Source organism: Microbulbifer maximicatervae (SeqCode) (assembly GCF_052467695.1).
The window spans coordinates 1,151,558-1,170,000 of the sequence record NZ_CP174320.1 but is presented as its reverse complement, the minus strand read 5'-3'; the positions used below and the strand labels follow the sequence as shown (position 1 = coordinate 1,170,000).

At 48.3% G+C, this 18,443-nt stretch carries 14 protein-coding genes and 2 rRNA genes (1 of these 16 cut by a window edge); 13 read left to right on the top strand and 3 right to left on the bottom strand.

The annotated features are described in order from the left end of the window. The 3 genes from ACJJI8_RS04990 to ACJJI8_RS04980 form a co-directional block, all read left to right on the top strand. A 23S ribosomal RNA gene (locus ACJJI8_RS04990) occupies positions 1-2,794 on the top strand (it extends 88 nt beyond the left edge of the window). A 203-nt stretch (positions 2,795-2,997) separates the two neighbouring features. Further along, positions 2,998-3,113 (top strand): 5S ribosomal RNA (gene rrf, locus ACJJI8_RS04985). 787 nt (positions 3,114-3,900) lie between these two features. Continuing rightward, a complete protein-coding gene (locus ACJJI8_RS04980) occupies positions 3,901-4,893 on the top strand; it encodes a YncE family protein (RefSeq protein ID WP_444934438.1) in 993 nt (330 codons plus the stop codon). A gap of 32 nt (positions 4,894-4,925) precedes the next feature. Here the strand turns inward: ACJJI8_RS04980 and ACJJI8_RS04975 are convergent, their stop codons facing one another. After that, positions 4,926-5,495: a GNAT family N-acetyltransferase gene (locus tag ACJJI8_RS04975; RefSeq protein WP_413663731.1), complete on the bottom strand. Its 570-nt coding sequence runs from the start codon at positions 5,493-5,495 to the stop codon at positions 4,926-4,928. A gap of 69 nt (positions 5,496-5,564) precedes the next feature. Then, positions 5,565-6,002, bottom strand: coding sequence for a D-aminoacyl-tRNA deacylase (dtd, locus tag ACJJI8_RS04970; protein ID WP_444926215.1), 438 nt, complete (start codon positions 6,000-6,002; stop codon positions 5,565-5,567). 87 nt (positions 6,003-6,089) lie between these two features. Here dtd and ACJJI8_RS04965 point away from each other — a divergent pair, with 87 nt between their 5' ends. The 9 genes from ACJJI8_RS04965 to ACJJI8_RS04925 all read left to right on the top strand — a co-directional run bounded on the left by ACJJI8_RS04965 (position 6,090) and on the right by ACJJI8_RS04925 (position 15,843). Next, positions 6,090-8,198, top strand: coding sequence for a prolyl oligopeptidase family serine peptidase (locus ACJJI8_RS04965; RefSeq protein WP_444934437.1), 2,109 nt, complete (start codon positions 6,090-6,092; stop codon positions 8,196-8,198). A 229-nt stretch (positions 8,199-8,427) separates the two neighbouring features. Continuing rightward, positions 8,428-9,417, top strand: coding sequence for an SDR family oxidoreductase (locus ACJJI8_RS04960; RefSeq protein ID WP_444926213.1), 990 nt, complete (start codon positions 8,428-8,430; stop codon positions 9,415-9,417). 105 nt (positions 9,418-9,522) lie between these two features. Further along, a complete protein-coding gene (locus tag ACJJI8_RS04955) occupies positions 9,523-10,116 on the top strand; it encodes a DNA-3-methyladenine glycosylase I (protein WP_413663727.1) in 594 nt (197 codons plus the stop codon). A gap of 31 nt (positions 10,117-10,147) precedes the next feature. Next, complete coding sequence (locus ACJJI8_RS04950; protein WP_444926212.1) at positions 10,148-10,969, top strand: mechanosensitive ion channel family protein; 822 nt, start codon at positions 10,148-10,150, stop codon at positions 10,967-10,969. Positions 10,970-11,157: 188 nt separating this feature from the next. Then, positions 11,158-13,050, top strand: coding sequence for a DUF885 domain-containing protein (locus ACJJI8_RS04945; protein ID WP_444934436.1), 1,893 nt, complete (start codon positions 11,158-11,160; stop codon positions 13,048-13,050). 130 nt (positions 13,051-13,180) lie between these two features. Continuing rightward, positions 13,181-13,762 (top strand): hypothetical protein, encoded by a 582-nt coding sequence (locus ACJJI8_RS04940; RefSeq protein WP_444918527.1) that lies wholly within the window; start codon positions 13,181-13,183, stop codon positions 13,760-13,762. 13 nt (positions 13,763-13,775) lie between these two features. After that, positions 13,776-14,543 (top strand): hypothetical protein, encoded by a 768-nt coding sequence (locus tag ACJJI8_RS04935; protein WP_444934435.1) that lies wholly within the window; start codon positions 13,776-13,778, stop codon positions 14,541-14,543. A gap of 35 nt (positions 14,544-14,578) precedes the next feature. Then, positions 14,579-15,061 (top strand): GNAT family N-acetyltransferase, encoded by a 483-nt coding sequence (locus ACJJI8_RS04930; RefSeq protein WP_444934434.1) that lies wholly within the window; start codon positions 14,579-14,581, stop codon positions 15,059-15,061. A gap of 11 nt (positions 15,062-15,072) precedes the next feature. Next, on the top strand, positions 15,073-15,843 hold the full coding sequence (locus tag ACJJI8_RS04925; RefSeq protein WP_444895762.1) for a VIT1/CCC1 transporter family protein: 771 nt from the start codon (positions 15,073-15,075) through the stop codon (positions 15,841-15,843). A 3-nt stretch (positions 15,844-15,846) separates the two neighbouring features. On the opposite strand, the gene ACJJI8_RS04920 is transcribed toward ACJJI8_RS04925, so the two are convergent. Continuing rightward, positions 15,847-16,929 carry a GGDEF domain-containing protein gene (locus tag ACJJI8_RS04920; protein WP_444895763.1) on the bottom strand — a complete coding sequence of 361 codons (1,083 nt, stop codon included), beginning with the start codon at positions 16,927-16,929 and terminating at the stop codon, positions 15,847-15,849. 178 nt (positions 16,930-17,107) lie between these two features. On the opposite strand from ACJJI8_RS04920, the gene ACJJI8_RS04915 reads away from it, so the two are divergent. Beyond that, positions 17,108-17,629 carry a macro domain-containing protein gene (locus ACJJI8_RS04915; protein ID WP_444895764.1) on the top strand — a complete coding sequence of 174 codons (522 nt, stop codon included), beginning with the start codon at positions 17,108-17,110 and terminating at the stop codon, positions 17,627-17,629. The last annotated feature ends 814 nt before the right edge of the window (positions 17,630-18,443 follow it).

The following is an 18,443-nucleotide window of genomic DNA, read 5'->3' as shown; positions in this document are numbered from 1 at the left end:
GCACACAAGCTTTGATCCTAGAATGTCCGAATGGGGAAACCCACTCCTTTTAGGAGTATCCATAACTGAATACATAGGTTATGGAGGCGAACCCGGGGAACTGAAACATCTAAGTACCCGGAGGAAAAGAAATCAACCGAGATTCCCTTAGTAGCGGCGAGCGAACGGGGATTAGCCCTTAAGCTCTTTATGTTTTAGTGGAAGGTTCTGGAAAGTACCGCGATACAGGGTGATAGCCCCGTACACGAAAAGGCATTTAGAGTGAAATCGAGTAGGTCGGGACACGTGTTATCTTGACTGAATATGGGGGGACCATCCTCCAAGGCTAAATACTCCCAGCTGACCGATAGTGAACCAGTACCGTGAGGGAAAGGCGAAAAGAACCCCGGAGAGGGGAGTGAAATAGAACCTGAAACCGTATACGTACAAGCAGTAGGAGCCCTTCGGGGTGACTGCGTACCTTTTGTATAATGGGTCAGCGACTTATTGTCTGTAGCAAGGTTAACCGCTTAGGGGAGCCGTAGAGAAATCGAGTCTTAATAGGGCGTTTAGTTGCAGGCAATAGACCCGAAACCCGGCGATCTATCCATGGGCAGGTTGAAGGTTGAGTAACATCAACTGGAGGACCGAACCCACTAATGTTGAAAAATTAGGGGATGACCTGTGGATCGGAGTGAAAGGCTAATCAAGCCGGGAGATAGCTGGTTCTCCTCGAAAGCTATTTAGGTAGCGCCTCGCGTCTCACCCTCGGGGGTAGAGCACTGTTTGGGCTAGGGGGTCATCCCGACTTACCAACCCCATGCAAACTCCGAATACCGAGGAGTGCAATCGCGGGAGACACACGGCGGGTGCTAACGTCCGTCGTGGAAAGGGAAACAACCCAGACCGCCAGCTAAGGTCCCAAATATCAGTTAAGTGGGAAACGATGTGGGAAGGCCCAGACAGCTAGGAGGTTGGCTTAGAAGCAGCCATCCTTTAAAGAAAGCGTAATAGCTCACTAGTCGAGTCGGCCTGCGCGGAAGATATACCGGGGCTCAAACTGATAACCGAAGCTGCGGATGCTCTTAGGAGCATGGTAGAGGAGCGTTGTGTAAGCCGTTGAAGGTGGATCGGGAGGTCTGCTGGAGGTATCACAAGTGCGAATGCTGACATGAGTAACGATAAGGGAGGTGAAAAACCTCCCCGCCGGAAGACCAAGGGTTCCTGTCCAACGCTAATCGGGACAGGGTTAGTCGACCCCTAAGGCGAGGGCGAAAGCCGTAGTCGATGGGAAACAGGTTAATATTCCTGTACTCGCTATTACTGCGACGGAGTGACGGAGAAGGCTAGGCCAGCATGGCGATTGGTTGTCCATGTTTAAGGTTGTAGGCTGGGGACTTAGGCAAATCCGGGTCCCTAAGGCTGAGAACTGATGACGAAGCCCACTTAGTGGGTGAAGTGGTTGATGCCCTGCTTCCAGGAAAAACTTCTAAGCTTCAGGTAATAGTGAATCGTACTCTAAACCGACACAGGTGGTCAGGTAGAGAATACCAAGGCGCTTGAGAGAACTCTGGTGAAGGAACTAGGCAAAATGGTACCGTAACTTCGGGAGAAGGTACGCCGGTTTTGGTGATGGGACTTGCTCCCTAAGCTGAGGCCGGTCGAAGTGACCAGGTGGCTGCGACTGTTTATTAAAAACATAGCACTCTGCAAACTCGTAAGAGGACGTATAGGGTGTGACGCCTGCCCGGTGCCGGAAGGTTAATTGATGGGGTTAGCTTCGGCGAAGCTCTTGATCGAAGCCCCGGTAAACGGCGGCCGTAACTATAACGGTCCTAAGGTAGCGAAATTCCTTGTCGGGTAAGTTCCGACCTGCACGAATGGCGTAACGATGGCCACGCTGTCTCCACCAGAGACTCAGTGAAATTGAAATCGCTGTTAAGATGCAGTGTACCCGCGGCTAGACGGAAAGACCCCGTGAACCTTTACTACAGCTTTGCACTGAACTTTGAGCCTATTTGTGTAGGATAGGTGGGAGGCTTTGAAGCAATGACGCTAGTTGTTGTGGAGCCGTCCTTGAAATACCACCCTGGTATGTTTGAGGTTCTAACTCTGGTCCGTTATCCGGATCGAGGACAGTGTATGGTGGGTAGTTTGACTGGGGCGGTCTCCTCCCAAAGAGTAACGGAGGAGTACGAAGGTGCACTCAGCATGGTCGGAAATCATGCAATGAGCATAATGGTATAAGTGCGCTTGACTGCGAGACAGACATGTCGAGCAGGTACGAAAGTAGGTCATAGTGATCCGGTGGTTCTGTATGGAAGGGCCATCGCTCAACGGATAAAAGGTACTCCGGGGATAACAGGCTGATACCGCCCAAGAGTTCACATCGACGGCGGTGTTTGGCACCTCGATGTCGGCTCATCACATCCTGGGGCTGAAGCCGGTCCCAAGGGTATGGCTGTTCGCCATTTAAAGTGGTACGCGAGCTGGGTTTAGAACGTCGTGAGACAGTTCGGTCCCTATCTGCCGTGGGCGTTGGAGATTTGAGAAGAGTTGCTCCTAGTACGAGAGGACCGGAGTGAACGAACCTCTGGTGTTCCGGTTGTCACGCCAGTGGCATTGCCGGGTAGCTATGTTCGGACGGGATAACCGCTGAAAGCATCTAAGCGGGAAGCCTCCTTCAAGATAAGATCTCCCTGAGGCCTTGAGCCTCCTGAAGGGCCGTGGAAGACTACCACGTTGATAGGCTGGGTGTGGAAGCGTTGTGAGGCGTTGAGCTAACCAGTACTAATTGCCCGTGCGGCTTGACCATACAACAGAGATGGTTACTAACGACTAGCTAAGCTAGCGGATTGTGAGTTAGAGACATACGATCGCTTGCGGTGTATTACTACAGATTGTTTTACCGACTTATTTGGGGTTATCGCCGGTCAATAACATGACCGAGGCAAACAGCGATAACGCGGCAGGCCAAGCACATTGCTTATAAGACCAACGCCAACCCAAGCCAGTTTGCCTGACGACAATAGAGTTGTGGAACCACCTGATCCCTTGCCGAACTCAGAAGTGAAACGCAACATCGCCGATGGTAGTGTGGGGCTTCCCCATGTGAGAGTAGGTCATCGTCAGGCTTCTAATCCGAAAAGGGCCACCCAACAGGGTGGCCCTTTTTTTATGGCTGAAAAATATTTTAAAAAAACAAAAATAAAAAAACTAAGAAAGGGAAAGCAGGAATTACTTAGTCGAAATTAAATAGAAAAAATAAAATAGTTCTGAAAAACTTTAGTACTCAACTTTCTATTTAAAAAATCAGTCAGTAATTAAAAAAAGAAAAACCTAAAACTACCTGAGCACCTTAAACAGACGCTCTCCTAAAAAGCCTATAAAAATAGGTCTTTACCTACCTCCGTCGCACTTATATAAAAAATCATCCAACAAAAATAACTCGCGTAAAAACCAGAAAAGTACCCATACCACTCCCGCCAAAAATTAAATTTAGCCGGTAAAAATATCGGTGATTTTTTAGTCTCTGTAGTAATCCCCTGTAACCACGGGGCCTGTAGCCCGTTTATTAAAGTTATGCACAACTCTATCCAGACTTTCTGTTAGTAACGTTCTGGTCTTACTTTTAGTGGATAACCTGACACTTTTTTCGTTGGTTTTTTAATCGAATTATTTCATTGCACGAAATTAAAGGCTTCCAGACCTCTATCCAAAAGTTATGCACAGCACTATCCAAGAATTCTGTTAGTAACATCCCTATAATGAAGAAAACATCTAAAGAGTTCTATTTTTACGACCTATTATCCAGTGTTGCAGTGGATAAACAGGGCTGACTTTTCAGTTCTAAAAGGCTCGCTGGGGTGTGCTGTTAAGGAAGCATTCTGTTAGCGACAAATTCCTCCGAGAGGCTTGCTAATGAGATTTCTACTTTTAATTTCCATGTCATTAGTACTTTTAGCTGCTGGATCGCTAAGGGCGCAGACGTTGGTAGTAGGAAATAAATATGAGGGCACGGTGAGTTTTATTGACCTGGCTTCCGGCCAAGAGGTTAAGAAACCGGAAACTGGAGGTTCGCCCCATGAATTAATAGTGTCGCCGGATAAATCTAAAGTGGTGGTAGTTTCTTACCTTGAAGATGGCTACGTGGGAGAAGAGCTGAATGTATTCGATATTGCGAGCGGTAAGCGCCTGAAAAGAATTGATATCAGTCCACACAAAGGCCCTCACGGTATCGCTTGGCTGGGCGATAGCAATAATGTGATTGTTACGACAGAAGAAACCAGCGACGTGATAAAGGTGGATGTGGCTGAAGGAAAAGTATTGGGAGTTGCCCGTACTGATCAGGTAGGTAGCCATATGCTTGCACTATCACCTGATCTGAAGACCGCCTACGTTACTAGCCGGGGGTCGGATACGTTCAGTGTAATTGATACAGAGACTATGGAGTTGAAATCTACAATACCGGCAGGGGATGGGCCGGAGGCGGTGTGGGTAAGCCCCGATAATAGCGAGCTATGGATAGGAAATAATCAGTCAGAAAATATCTTTATTTTCGATACTGAAACGTTAAAGCAAAAAGAAACGATAGATGTTGGTTTTCTGCCTATCCGAATCAGATTTCACCCTGATGGCGAAGTGGTAGCTGTAGCAGATTTAAATGGTAATCGTATACTCGTGTATGACGCAAAGACCCGTAAACAGTTACATGAGATTGATGTCGGCAGCGCAGGGGCCAGACAGCCAGCGTCGCTATTTTTCTCTCCGGACGGAAAGTTTTTGTTTGCCGGTTCTCAGAGAGACGGAAAAGTTGTTGAAATAGATGCCGCAACTTGGAAAGTTAAGCGTATATTTAATGCGGGACAAGGGTCAGATGGTATTGAGTGGAGCCCAGTAAATATTCAGCAATAAATATTCCTGAACTCCACTGTTAAAATAATGAATCAGGTAGGAACTGTGTAGATTTTTAAGTCCTGAAATATTCCATCAATCGAATAATAATTTGGAATAGTTTCACTATGCACTCCACCTACGCGTTCTGCTACGGCTATGCTGGCACTGTTTTCAGATAAGCAGTGAATTTTCAACGCTTGAATATCGTGCAGATCTTTCAAGTAGCTAGATATTTTATTTACGATTCGAGTTACGATTCCATTGCCATGGCAGCTTTTACATAACCAATACCCTATTTCTGCATTTTGTTTTTTAAGGTCAATTTCCTTGATACCAAAGATCCCGACTACCTTGTCTGAATAGTGGATCTTGTACCAGGATGCTCCGAAACTATTGCTGAATACTCTGTCGGCAATATATTTTTCTGTGGTTGGGAGGTCGACAACAAGCTTTGCCCAATAGAGATATTTCTCTAGCAGTGGTCTGTTATTTTCAATTAAGGCAAAGATGATTTCTGTGTCACTATCCAAAAGTGGATCGAGTTTGATATCACTGTTTACTACTATAGGCTTTTTAGTCATCCTTTTGCCTCTCCATTTTTTAGCGATATTTTTAGTCATTAGCAACCTAACTAACTGGTAGAGTTTTCCTGATTAGGTGAAACAACAGAAAGAGCCTGTGGAAGGTCTCTAGGTTTCCAGCATAAAAGTTACCGGGCCGTCATTGACTAGTGAAACCTGCATATCCGCTGCAAATATTCCAGTGGCCACTGGCGTAAATTGGGCTTTGGAACTTTTAACGAAATAGTTGTAGAGCTCCTCCGCGTATTCTGGTGATGCGCCGCGACTAAAGCTCGGGCGTAAACCTCTATCAGTTTCGGCAACTAGTGTGAACTGACTGACAATCAGGAGCCCACCTCCCGCCTTTTGGAGGTTGAGATTCATACGCCCTTTACCATCGGGAAAAATACGGTAATTCAGGACTTTGTGCAGCAGCTTATCTGCACTATCGGTAGTGTCCTGGGCTTCGATACCTAGCAGCAGGAGGATACCCTTATCTATGGCCCCAACGGCCTCTCCCGCTACATTAACCTGGGCATGGCTTACCCTTTGGATCAATCCTTTCATCTCACTTCTCTCTGCTGCTCTGGAACCGATCGTCTAAATCGCCTAGATTAGCGGACTGTTCCCAGTAGAGAAACCGAGAATAACGGTATGAAGAGACAGCTAGTGGCACTGGTTGCCGGTGCACTTGCTGCGGTGAGTGTTCACGCAGCTGATAGCTATCCGGATAGTAAACCGGGTGCTCAAATTGATGAATATTTTGGTCAAAAGGTGGCTGACCCCTATCGCTGGATGGAAAAAATGTCCAGCGATGAGGTAAAGAGTTGGGTGGCCAAACAGAATGATCATTCATTACCGCGTTTGAAGGACCTGCCCGGGTGGCAGAAAATCAATGACCGGCTTGCAGAACTATGGCGCTACGAGCGCTACGGTGTTCCGTACAAGAAGGGCGATAGCTATTACTACAGCTACAACACCGGTGATTGGGATCAGAATGTTTTCTATAAGGCCTCTAGCCTGTCTGCTGAGGGCGATACGGTTTTAGATCCACGCACCCTAAGTGAAGATGGCACTATTGCTGCCAAGCGCCTCAAAGTCAGTCCAAAGGGCCGCTATCTGGCTTACGGTATCTCGGATGGTGGCACTGACTGGACCGACTATCGTATTCGCGACCTAAAGACAGGCAAGGATCTGAAGGAACAACTGACCGGTATCAAGTTTAGTGATGCCAGTTGGGCGCCGGATGAGTCCGGTTTTTACTATAGCCGGTACCCGTTTAACAGAGATGGCACGGCGGATGATAGCAAACAGGTAGCCGTATATTTTCACCGACTGGGAGATGCCCAGGAAAGTGATCAACTGGTCTATGAAATTACTGATCATCCCACCCGCAATCCAGGCGCGACGGTGAGTGACGATGGCAACTATCTCCTGTTTGGCATCTTCGACGGCTATGACTCGAACGGCTTTTACTATCGCGATTTACGGGATGAAAGCGGCAAGGTAATTAAGCTTCTGGATGACTGGGATGGCCTATACCAGTATCTCGGAAATAAAGGGAGCACCTTTTACTTTGAGACCAGTGCGGGGGCGCCGCTGGGCCGTGTAATCGCTATTGATCTGAATAAGCCGCAACGCAAACACTGGCGCGATCTGGTGCCGGAGACGACTAGTGCCCTGCAGAGTGCCAGTTATATCGGTGATCGCTTTGTGCTTCACTACCTGGAGGATGCGAAATCGCGAGTGCTGGTGACCGGTACTAACGGTAAGAAACAGTACGAGCTGAAGCTGCCAGGGGTGGGCTCAGTGAAGGGGTTTTATGGTGAGCCGAATGAAGTTGAGACCTTCTACGCTTTCTCTAATTTTATTACCCCGCCGAGTATCTACCACCTGAATGTACTGACTGGTGAAACCAAACTGTTCAAGCAGCCAAAATATGCAGCAGACTTTTCCGATCTGACTGTGAGTCAGCATTTCTATAAGAGTAAGGACGGTACCCGGGTGCCTCTATTCCTCGTGCATAAGAAGGGAATGAAGCGAGATGGCTCCAACCCGACGCTGCTTTATGGATATGGTGGTTTTAACTCCGCTCAGTTACCGCGCTTCTACAACCGCTTTGTCGGTTGGTTGGATATGGGCGGCACCCTGGCACTGGCCAACTTGCGCGGTGGTAGCGAGTACGGCAATGCTTGGCACCAGGCGGGTACCAAGACGCAAAAGCAAAATGTCTTCGATGATTTTATCGCTGCAGCTGAGTGGCTGATCGAGGAGAAAGTCACTTCTCCTGAAAAGCTTGCTATTAGTGGTCGCTCCAATGGTGGACTATTGGCGGGGGCAACGCTGGTACAACGACCGGATTTGTTTGCGGCGGCATTACCGGTAGTGGGTGTCCTGGATATGCTGCGATATCATACCGCTTCCGCTAATGCCCGGCAGTGGTCGAGCGATTATGGGCTTAGTGAAAATCGCGATGAGTTCAAAGCGCTGCATGCCTATTCTCCGGTCCACAACACCCGTGAGGGCACCTGCTATCCGGCCACGCTAATCACCACTGCCGATCGCGATGATCGAGTGGTTCCCTGGCACAGCTACAAATTTGCGGCAGCCCTACAAAAAGATCAGGGCTGTGACAAACCAGTCTGGCTTGCCGTAGAGACTCGGGCTGGGCACGGTGCAGGCAAGCCGGTATGGATGCAGGTGGAAGACTTCGCCAATCAGTGGAGCTTCCTTGCCTACCAGCTGGGCATGAAAATCGAGTAGCCTTTCCAACTAACCCAACAAAAGTAATAGCGGGATCAATCAATAAAACTCCCGGTAGGACGATTGCAAAGGGGTTTAGTTTTGCGGCGGTGTCACTAATGAAGTTAGTGTGCCGCCCACTCTGTCGGAGTGGTGGTATCACCAACCGGTCTGCCCTTCCGGAAGGAGGTGGCTTCGATAGAGCTAATCACTGGGTATGAATAACGATAACAACTCATCCGGTGGATTTATGAAACACGCATTTGTAACCGGGGGAACCGGTTTTCTCGGCGCTAATTTGGTAGAGCAATTGGTTGGTGATGGATGGAAAGTTACCGCCATGCATCGGCGCACCTCTAATACCGATATGTTGCGCTCTCTGGGCGTTAATCTGGTTGAGGCCTCTCTGAATGACCCTCAGTCCCTTCAAGCTGCAATCCCAAATAATGTCGATGCGCTTTTCCATATGGCGGCTAATACCAGTATGTGGCGTGGCGGTAATGCCCAGCAGTGGAAAGATAATGTTGAGGGGGCAGCGAATATTGCCAAAGTTGCCAGAGAGAAAAATGTAAGGCGTATGGTGGTGACCAGCTCAATTTCTGCTTATGGCTACCATAAGGAAAGAATTACTGAAGAAAGTGATAAGCTGGCAGATGACCCTCATCATCACTATCTGTACACGAAAAAAAGAGAGGAAATTGCCGTTCGCAAGGAAGTTGAACGGGGCCTGGATGCGGTATTTCTAAACCCTTGTGCAATTGTTGGTAAATACGACACCACCAGCTGGGCGCAGACCTTTTTTCTGATTGATAAAAATCAATTACCAGGTGTTCCACCGGGCTGGGGTTCTTTTTGCCATGCCGGTGCAGTAGCGCGAGCCCACATCGATGCGGTTGAAAAGGGGCGGTGTGGTGAAAATTATATCTTGGCCGGAACGGATGCCAGTTTTTTAGAATTTTTTGGAAAGATCGCTGAGTTATTGCATAAACCTGTACCAAAACGCACCACACCGGCATTTCTAATTCAATCTATCGCCTGGTTTTCCGATCTCTGGTCTCGTGTGAGTGGGCAAGAGCCGGTTATTACTCCTGAAAAGGCCACGTTGGTAACGCGGAGAGTCGTTGCTAGTAGTGCTAAGGCTGAACGTGAACTCGGTTATCAATCGGGGGTGGCTTTGGATACTATGTTATGCGAATGTCGCGATTGGTTAGTACAGAACAATTTGTTGGAGTCGAAGTGAATCGTAATAATATTATTTTTGGGTTAGTTGCCTTGCTTTTGGTTTTACAGCTTATTCAGTATTACTTTTTCTCCGGCGCAAGCTAGTCATAAAAAGGAAGTAATGATGGCGGAAAAGCGCTGTGACTGGTGCCTGTCTACACCACTTTATCAAAATTACCATGATGAGGAGTGGGGTAGGCCGGTTACCGATGACCAGATCCTGTTTGAGTTTTTGTTGCTGGAGGGGGCCCAGGCGGGCTTATCCTGGATTACAGTGCTCAATAAGCGGGAGAATTATCGTAAACTGTTTAATAATTTCGATGCTGAAAAAATTGCTCGGTACACCCCTAAAAAGGTAGAGAAATTACTTCTCAACCCGGGAATTATTCGCAACCGGCTCAAGGTTGAATCGGCCATCAAGAATGCACGGGCAACCCTCGAATTGCGCGATCGCGGTATATCCTTAAGGGATTTTCTCTGGCAGTTCACCGGTGGAAGAGTGATTGTTAATCGCCCCCGCTCCATGAAACAGGTGCCGGCCACTACAGCAGAATCTGATGCGATGAGTAAGGCGTTAAAGAAAGCGGGTTTTAGTTTTGTGGGATCAACCATTATGTACGCGCATATGCAGGCAACTGGAATGGTCAATGATCACTTGGAAACTTGTCCGGCTCATCAGCGTTGTGTCGATGAGGCGCAGAATTTAGGTTTGGCTTGAATTTAAAATAGGGATTTATTTTCGGGGATCGATGAATATTAATAGCTTACTCAATGAGTATTGGCCCCAAGTAACTGCATTATCCCTAAAGTTGGCGGCCGCACTACTGATAGTTTTGGTGACGCTGTTTGTGGCCCATCTTGCCCGCCGAGCGGTTGATCGTCTGCCGGACCGGTTTGATGTTATCTTGCGCCCAGTACTGCGCAGTATTTCGAGCTGGGCGGTTTATATTGTTGGCGCACTGCTGGTATTGGATGTATTTGGTATTAACACTACCAGCTTAATTGCTCTACTCGGCGCTACTGGTGTGGCAGTAGCCTTAGCGTTGAAAGATACCCTGCAAAATATTGCTTCGGGGTTTCTACTACTGGGATTGCGGCCGTTCCGCGTTGGGGATGTGATTCAGTTCGGTAACATAATGGGCACTGTTCGCGAGGTAGGGCTATTTACTACGGAGCTGGATACCACGGATGGGCTGCGTATTATCGCACCCAACAGTGCTATCTGGGGGCAAGTGCTCACCAACTTCAGTCGCAATAAGACTCGCCGTATCGAGATTGTGGCGGGTATCGCCTATGGCGATGACATTGATCGCGGTCTAACAGTATTACGTCGCTTGGTAGAACAGGAACCCCGTATTCTCGCTGAGCCAGAGCCAAGTTTCGCTGTTAAGGCGCTTGCTGACAGCGCGGTAAATTTACAGTTGCGGGCCTGGGCTGCCAATGATCAGTACTGGGATGTTTATTGGTCCCTGATGCAAAAGCTTAAGCCTGCACTGGAGGCAGAAGGCTTGACGGTACCCTTTCCCCAGCGAGAGCTACATATCGTGGACCGGGTCACAAGCCGGCGTTAGTCTATTACCGCAGGGTCACTTGTGGCAATATCCTGCTCCAGGTATTGGGTCCACCTAGTCCAAAATCTCCGATTTGCCTCAACTCAACGCAAACATATGGCGTTCTGGGGGGCATGAATCGACACCTCACCGAATTCGTGTCAAAGTTAGCGGCGTTTTTTTGTACAACTTTTGATCGAGATAGGAAGATGCCGATAAAGCTGAACAACCCACTGATCCCCAGCCTGCTGGCTGTCGCTATCCTTGCGGGCTGTCAGGGTGACAAGAGTACCCAGGCTGGAGCCAACGTAGATAAGCCCCAAAATGCGGTTGCCGAGGCCTCAGTAACTGTAGATGCGGTTGCCGAAACCAAGCGCCTGACTGAGTGGCTGGATGAGCGTTATGAGGAACAGCTGCAGTTCAGCCCGATTCAGCTGTCCTACCTGGGTCGCAAAGACCACTATGACCAAATCGACGATATGAGTGAAGCCGCAGAGGCTCGCCGCTTGGTTTGGCAAGAGAAAAGTGTTGAAGAGCTCAAGAAGAATTTCGACTACAGCAAGCTGACTCAGGAAGGGAAAACCTCCTACGATATCTGGATTTATCAGTTTGAACAGGCCAAGGCCGCTGCGCCGTTTATCCGTCACGGCTACATCTTTGAGCAGATGGGAGGTGCACAATCGCAGTTGCCCAACTTCCTGCTGAACTTCCACAAGGTCGACAACGTTGAAGATATGCAGGCGTATATCACCCGTATCGGTGGTATCTCCCGCGCGATCAACCAGTTGCTTGACCGCGCTAAGCTGTCGTCCAAAGAAGGTATCCGTCCCCCGCGCTTTGCCTATGAGGGTGCAATTGATCAGTCCAGTAAATTGATTGAAGGCGCACCGTTTACCGATGGTGAAGACGCACCTCTGTGGGCCGGTGCCAAAGGGAAAATCGCTGAGCTGCTCGAAGCCGGTACTATTGATCAGAAGCAGGCAGACAAGCTGACTGCGGAAGCGCGCAAGGCATTAGAGACTGAGTTCTTCCCCGCATATAAAGGGCTGGTTACCTGGCTCAAAGCGGATATGCAGAAGGCCTCAGCTGAGCCTCAAGGTGCTAGTAGCTTGCCCAATGGTATGGCCTACTACAATCAGCGCCTGGCCAACACCACAACTACGGACCTGACTGCCGACCAGATCCACAATATCGGCCTGGAAGAAGTAGCGCGTATCCGTGGTGAGATGGAAACTATCAAGAAGCAGGTTGGTTTCGAAGGTAGCCTGCAGGACTTCTTCAAGTTTATTCGCGAAGATGGCCAATTCTACTACCCGAATACCGATGAAGGTCGCCAGGGCTACCTGGATGACTCAACCGCGTTCCTGGACAACATTACCAAGAAATTGCCGGAATACTTTGGCCTTCTGCCGAAAGCTGAGTTGGTAGTAAAGCGGGTTGAGTCTTTCCGTGAACAGGATGGCGGTGCCCAGCATTACTACCCCGGCACTCCCGACGGTTCCCGCCCGGGTATTTACTATGCGCACCTGTCCGATATGAGTGCCTATTCCACGACTGATATGGAAACTGTGGCCTACCACGAAGGCAACCCCGGTCACCATATGCAGATCTCAATTGCTCAGGAATTGGAAGGTATCCCGCAGTTCCGCACTCAAGCTCACTTTACTGTCTATGTAGAGGGCTGGGCGCTGTACTCTGAGAAGCTTGCTAAAGAAATGGGGGCCTTCGAAGATCCCTATAACCTGTTTGGCCACCTGACGGCTGAAATGTGGCGAGCCATTCGCCTTGTTGTTGATACCGGCCTGCACGCCAAAGGCTGGAGTGAAGAGCAAGCGGTGGAGTACTTCCTGGAAAACTCCGCAATCCCCGAGACTGCAGTTCGTTCCGAAGTGCGTCGTTACCTGGCGTGGCCGGGCCAGGCGACTGCTTACAAGATCGGTATGCTGAAAATTCAGGAGCTGCGCAAGCAGGCTGAAGATCAGTTGGGTGATAAATTCGATATTCGCGGATTCCACGATACCGTACTGGGTGGCGGTGCTTTGCCAGTGCCAGTATTGGAGAGCCGCGTAGCCTCTTGGGTGGAATCGGTGAAGCAATCATAAGCTTCTTAGCTGACTCTTTTAAAAAGCCGGGCACAGCCCGGCTTTTTTATTGGGCTTATTTCTGTGAATATCGTCTGTGTATAGAGGAAAGCTGGTTTTCCCTAAAATAATTGTTTATGGAAAAGTCCCAATGGATTCAAATATTTACTCTGCCCCAGAGGCTGAATTAGATACTGTTTCAGAAGATGAAGCGCAGTTTTATATAGTTTCACCAACCAAATTCTGGGTAATGAGCCTAGGTACAGTGGGTATCTATTCAGTTTATTGGTTTTACCGTCATTGGGCAGAATATCAGCGTGCTAGTGGAGAGAATATGTGGCCGGTTATGCGGGCGATATTCTCTATCTTTTTTACTCATTCCCTCTTTTCCAGGATTCAAAGCCGTATCGAGATTGATAAGGTGGATTACCGCTGGGTGCCGGCACTTTGGGCTACGTTATATGTAGTTTTTGCGATTGCCGGGGCTATTGTCGACAGGATTTCCTATTACTCCGATGTAATTTCATTGATCGATATAGTAAGCATACTTCTCTTACCCTTTACATTGTGGCCACTTTATGAGGGACAGAAAGCTGCCAATATGGTTAATGGAGATATTTCAGGACAGGCTAACTCGAGATTTACTCCCTGGAATTTTGTTTGGTTGGCTGTAGGGGCTGTGTTTTGGGGAGTGGGTATTTTTGGGGCTTATTATCTGCTGGGCAATGTATAAGAGAGGAGTATCTATGAGACGTTCAGGATTTATTATCGTCGCTCTGCTATTACAACTGTTTCCTTCCGCTTTATGGGCGGAGCCAACACCCACTGAAATTACCGTGCGCGCCAAGGCCATGGATGCCAAGTTTATTGGCTCCTCCATCGGTGGTGCCATGGTTATTATTCGCGATGCAGATTCTGGGGAAATTCTTGCCAAGGGGCTTACCCAAGGGAGCACCGGTGACACCACCAGAATTATGAAAACGCCCCGAGAGCGGTTCCAATCTATCGCCGATGGCGCTGCACATTTTACCGCTACACTGAATATCAGTGAGCCGGTGTTTCTGACGGTGGAAGTTCTTGCGCCGTATATCAAAAAGCAGGCCCGAGTGGTGGCGCAGACACAGACTTGGCTGGTTCCGGGAAAGCCTATTTCTGGTGATGGGCTGATTGTGGAAATTCCGGGGATGTTGGTAGATTTACTCAGCCCACAGACCCATCTCTATACAGGCTTGGACCAGAGTCCCTTTGAGATTCGCGCTAATGTGGTAATGATGTGCGGATGTTCACTTACCGATGGTGGGCTTTGGGACGGCAGTAAGATAGAAGTTGTGGCATTGGTTAAAAGAGATGGCAAATCATTTGCTCGAGTGCCGCTAGAGATACAGGAGACTATGAATACCTTTAGTGCGCCCTTTGCGACGGATTTGCCAGGTGTTTATGAAATTGTGCTATATGCCTATGATCCCAAGACTGGAAATACCGGTGTAGATCGGGGGAGCTTCATTGTGCGCTAGGCAAGTGCGGCAAACTGTCTGAGATATGGATTCCTATGGATATTCGGCAGGCTATAGAGAGTGACCTCGAAGGCATGTGGAGCCTCTTTAGTGTTGTGCGAAACAGAGGGGATCTGCCTTTCTCACATAAGATCAGTCGAGAAGTGTTTTCTGCTCAGTGGCTTAATGACGACTTACAGACTTATGTTGCCGAAGAGTTACCTCACTTGCTGGGGGTGTATAAATTAGGGGTTAATTTCCCTGGTATTCATAGCCATGTCGCGACAGCCAACTTTCTCGTGCACACGGATGTGCGCGATCGCGGTGTAGATCGTGCACTGGTCCAGCATGCAATCGCCAGGGCCCAGGACGCCGGCTATTTGGAAATGCAGTTCAACTACGTTCCCAGCGACAATGAGCCCGCAATAACCCTTTATACCGAGCTGGGCTTCACTATTATCAAAACGCTAGATAGAGCATTTACCGATCCTTTGGGAAGGTTGCAAGATGCTTATGTTATGCAGCGGTTTTTACAGTAGTTCTCCTGGTTATGGACCGGCAAAACCCAAAACACCAACAGGAAAGCCGGGAAGCGCTAATTGAGGAGCATCGACCGGAGCGTATTGAGGCGCGCTTGCGAAGTCGTCCACAGTCACAGTGGCTCTCTGATTTTGTTTTGGGAGCGATAGATGGCTGCGTAACTACCTTTGCCATTGTTGCAGGCGCTTTTGGTGCAGGCTTCTCCGAAGCGGTTGTGCTTGTGATGGGCTTTGCCAATCTTATCGCTGATGGTTTCAGCATGGCGGTAAGCAATTATGAAGCTGCCAGTGTGGAGCGTGAGCAACGAGCCGCGGCTATGCGTACAGAGCGTCAGCATATTGCTTTAATTCCCGAGGGAGAGCGGGAAGAGATCAGGCAAATTTTCTATCGAAAGGGATTTCGAGGTGAAGTTCTCGACAATATTGTTGCCACTATCACCGCGAATCAAAAGCTGTGGATAGAGACAATGCTGGCGGAAGAGTACGGTATAAGCCGCTTAGAGCATAAGCCTCTGGGGGCGGCACTGATAACCTTCGCGGCTTTTTTGTGTGTAGGTGCTATTCCCCTGCTGCCCTACCTTTTCCACAGCCTTAATCCCGCCGAACAATTTTATGCGAGCGCCGTTCTGTCGGTCTGCGCTTTTTTTGCTATTGGCTTGTGCAAAGGACTGGTGTTTTCCCACCACCTGCTGGTGGCGGGCTTAAAAACTCTGTTTTTTGGCAGTAGCGCAGCGGCCCTGGCACTCGTCGTTGGCTATCTACTGCGCCACTTGGTGACTTAATATTTATGCGGCTACCACTTTGTTGCGCCCGCCATTCTTGGCTCGATACATACGTTTATCTGCTTCGGCCAATAGCTGATTGAGTGGCTTGCCATTGGTGCTGCCTTCGACGACTCCGAGACTGATTGAGATTTTTACCGGGCGTGTATAGCGGCGACTGAGGGTGGATACTCTGCGACGAAGTTTTTCTGCAAGGACACTGCCGCCTTTCAAGTCAGTATTCGGCAATAGCAATAAAAATTCTTCGCCGCCCCAGCGCGCCACAATATCCTCAGACCGGGTGTTACTTTTCAGTATCTTGGCAACATCTTGTAATACGCGGTCGCCAAAGGAGTGTCCGTAGGTATCGTTGATCGTCTTGAAGTTATCTAAGTCTCCGATAAGGATGACATATTGATCTTTCAGCTCATCATTCCGGCGTTCTAATTCATGAATGGCGCGAAATGCTTCTCTGCGATTCGCTAATCCGGTCAATGTGTCCGTGGCAGCATAGGTCTCCAATTCACCTGTTAATCGCTGGAGGAGCTGTTGAGTTTGGTGACGGCTACTGTCAAGTAATGCAGTTAGAGCCGTGAGTGCGCCAAATACTGCAATAAAACGCGCACGATAGGCCGTATCATATTTGGCCGTGAGTCCTGGGAAATCCGGATAAAACAGGATTGCTGCCGTAGCGAGACCTATGCCGAGCAGTGCAGTGGTGCCGGTTTTATAGCCGTAAAGGTTGATAAATCCGGGGACCAGCATAACTGCCCACATCAATCCGGTATTGTTTACGCCACCAGTCATTAGTAAGTAGAAATACAGCGCCAATAAAAGAATTCCCACCAATAATGGTGTTTTCTCGGTAGGACCGATGATATTGACAGTGATATACGCAAATAAAATAACCACCGCGACGATAAAAAGCGTCGATGCCTGCAGAATATTAGTTGCAGTAAGGGCGATGATCGCCATGGCTCCGGTGATAGCCATAGCGAATATCAGCATATAAGAGGAGGCCAATATCCGTCTGCGCAGATCTATGCGCTGCACTTCATCAATAGAGGTGGATATCGCGGGGTTTTGATTGTTATACCCTGAGCTCATAGTCATTCCCGTTGCTATACCGACTGCAACCTTCCGCTTGCTCGGGACCGTCCTGCATCATACAACTATGCTGGTAGCCACTACCGGAGTGAAGCAATGGTGAGTATAGGGGGAATCTGTCACCGACCAAAGTAGCAAGCTACAGTATCAGTAACTCAAACTTTAGAACTGAGAAATCGTGACACAAATTCAACTGACTTCTGGCGATATCTTGACGATGCGTGGAGATGCTCTGGTGTGTCCGGCACACAAGCATCTTATTCGGGGGCGGGGGCTTTCAGCGCAGATTTATGCCCAGTGCGGGACTCGGTTAACCCCCCAATGTGCCAATCAAAGAGCATGCCCAGTGGGTGAAGCTCGCGTGACTCGAGCCTATGATTTACCGGTCGATTACTTATTGCATACTGTTACGCCCCAGTGGAGCAGTGGCGATCAATGGGGGAGCCAGGCCATAGTGCTGTTGAGGCACTGCTATGAAAGTGTTTTAGAGTTGGCGATAGAGCGCGGCTGCAAAACGATACTGTTTCCAGCACTGGGAGCTGGCACTAACCGCTTCCCTCACGAGATTGCGGCACATCAGGGATTGGCCGTTTTACGCGCTTATGCCTCAAGGTTCGAGAGACTCACAGTTTGTTTGCACTCACAAACTGCATTGGCGCAGTGGCAGAAAGTTGAGCAGCGCTTTTATGGCCATAATTGATGTGTCACGGGTAATTGAATGGGATACAGCCTATTGTGTTAATTATTTAGTTAAGCACTATTGATTCCATGCAGTTAATGGTTCCTTCAATAACCTAATGTGGCGTATATACAGTAGTTCTGCGGTGCAGGCAGATCGAACCACGGCATGCCAGTCTAACAAGCAATAACTTACCAAGTCGTCTTCTGATCTCATGAATTGAGAGTTATTCAGGTGCTATACAGTCTTTTCTAACTCTTCCGTTGATTATTAAGTGCTATGGCTCCATCTAACTATTTAGTTCTAACGTGCTAAATATTGAAATCGTTAGTTGTAATGAGTCATCTATTCGCTAAAGATAGTTGTCAATAATTTAATAAATATGCATTATTTTTATATGTATTTTTTAAGCCTAAAAATTTTAGTAACTATGGACCACTGCAAAGTCTGCATACAAGAACAAAATATCTATGAAGGCATAGGGCATAGATGTGCTTTGTGTCGGGGGTGAGTGCCCCCTAAAATGAAAAGAAATCCTCTTTTTTTACAGTTTCCCATGCCGCCTATGAATAGCCAGCGCGTTATTATTCACTGTAAGTAGGACTGGATTGTCATTCTGCTTACCACTTTCATTAGTGGCTCTTATAGTTACTTCTTATTTTAAATTTTTAGTATCTCAGCGAGAACAGTCTTTATCTGAGAACGCTATCTTGGCAGGCCTTACTACTGAGGGATATATTTTATCAATGCGGTCAGTAATGTTTGTTTCTATAATATTGTTTGCGACCTTCTTTAAGCTGCTTACACACTTAATCCCTAAGCCAAAATAGAACTT

Coding starts and splice junctions, on each gene's coding strand:
- dtd (WP_444926215.1), bottom strand. CDS start 6,002: ATGAAAGGATTGATCCAAAGGGTAAGCCATGCCCAGGTTAATGTAGCG.
- ACJJI8_RS04980 (WP_444934438.1), top strand. CDS start 3,901: ATGAGATTTCTACTTTTAATTTCCATGTCATTAGTACTTTTAGCTGCT.
- ACJJI8_RS04925 (WP_444895762.1), top strand. CDS start 15,073: ATGGACCGGCAAAACCCAAAACACCAACAGGAAAGCCGGGAAGCGCTA.
- ACJJI8_RS04955 (WP_413663727.1), top strand. CDS start 9,523: ATGGCGGAAAAGCGCTGTGACTGGTGCCTGTCTACACCACTTTATCAA.
- ACJJI8_RS04965 (WP_444934437.1), top strand. CDS start 6,090: ATGAAGAGACAGCTAGTGGCACTGGTTGCCGGTGCACTTGCTGCGGTG.
- ACJJI8_RS04975 (WP_413663731.1), bottom strand. CDS start 5,495: ATGACTAAAAATATCGCTAAAAAATGGAGAGGCAAAAGGATGACTAAA.
- ACJJI8_RS04960 (WP_444926213.1), top strand. CDS start 8,428: ATGAAACACGCATTTGTAACCGGGGGAACCGGTTTTCTCGGCGCTAAT.
- ACJJI8_RS04930 (WP_444934434.1), top strand. CDS start 14,579: ATGGATATTCGGCAGGCTATAGAGAGTGACCTCGAAGGCATGTGGAGC.
- ACJJI8_RS04920 (WP_444895763.1), bottom strand. CDS start 16,929: ATGAGCTCAGGGTATAACAATCAAAACCCCGCGATATCCACCTCTATT.
- ACJJI8_RS04940 (WP_444918527.1), top strand. CDS start 13,181: ATGGATTCAAATATTTACTCTGCCCCAGAGGCTGAATTAGATACTGTT.
- ACJJI8_RS04945 (WP_444934436.1), top strand. CDS start 11,158: ATGCCGATAAAGCTGAACAACCCACTGATCCCCAGCCTGCTGGCTGTC.
- ACJJI8_RS04935 (WP_444934435.1), top strand. CDS start 13,776: ATGAGACGTTCAGGATTTATTATCGTCGCTCTGCTATTACAACTGTTT.
- ACJJI8_RS04950 (WP_444926212.1), top strand. CDS start 10,148: ATGAATATTAATAGCTTACTCAATGAGTATTGGCCCCAAGTAACTGCA.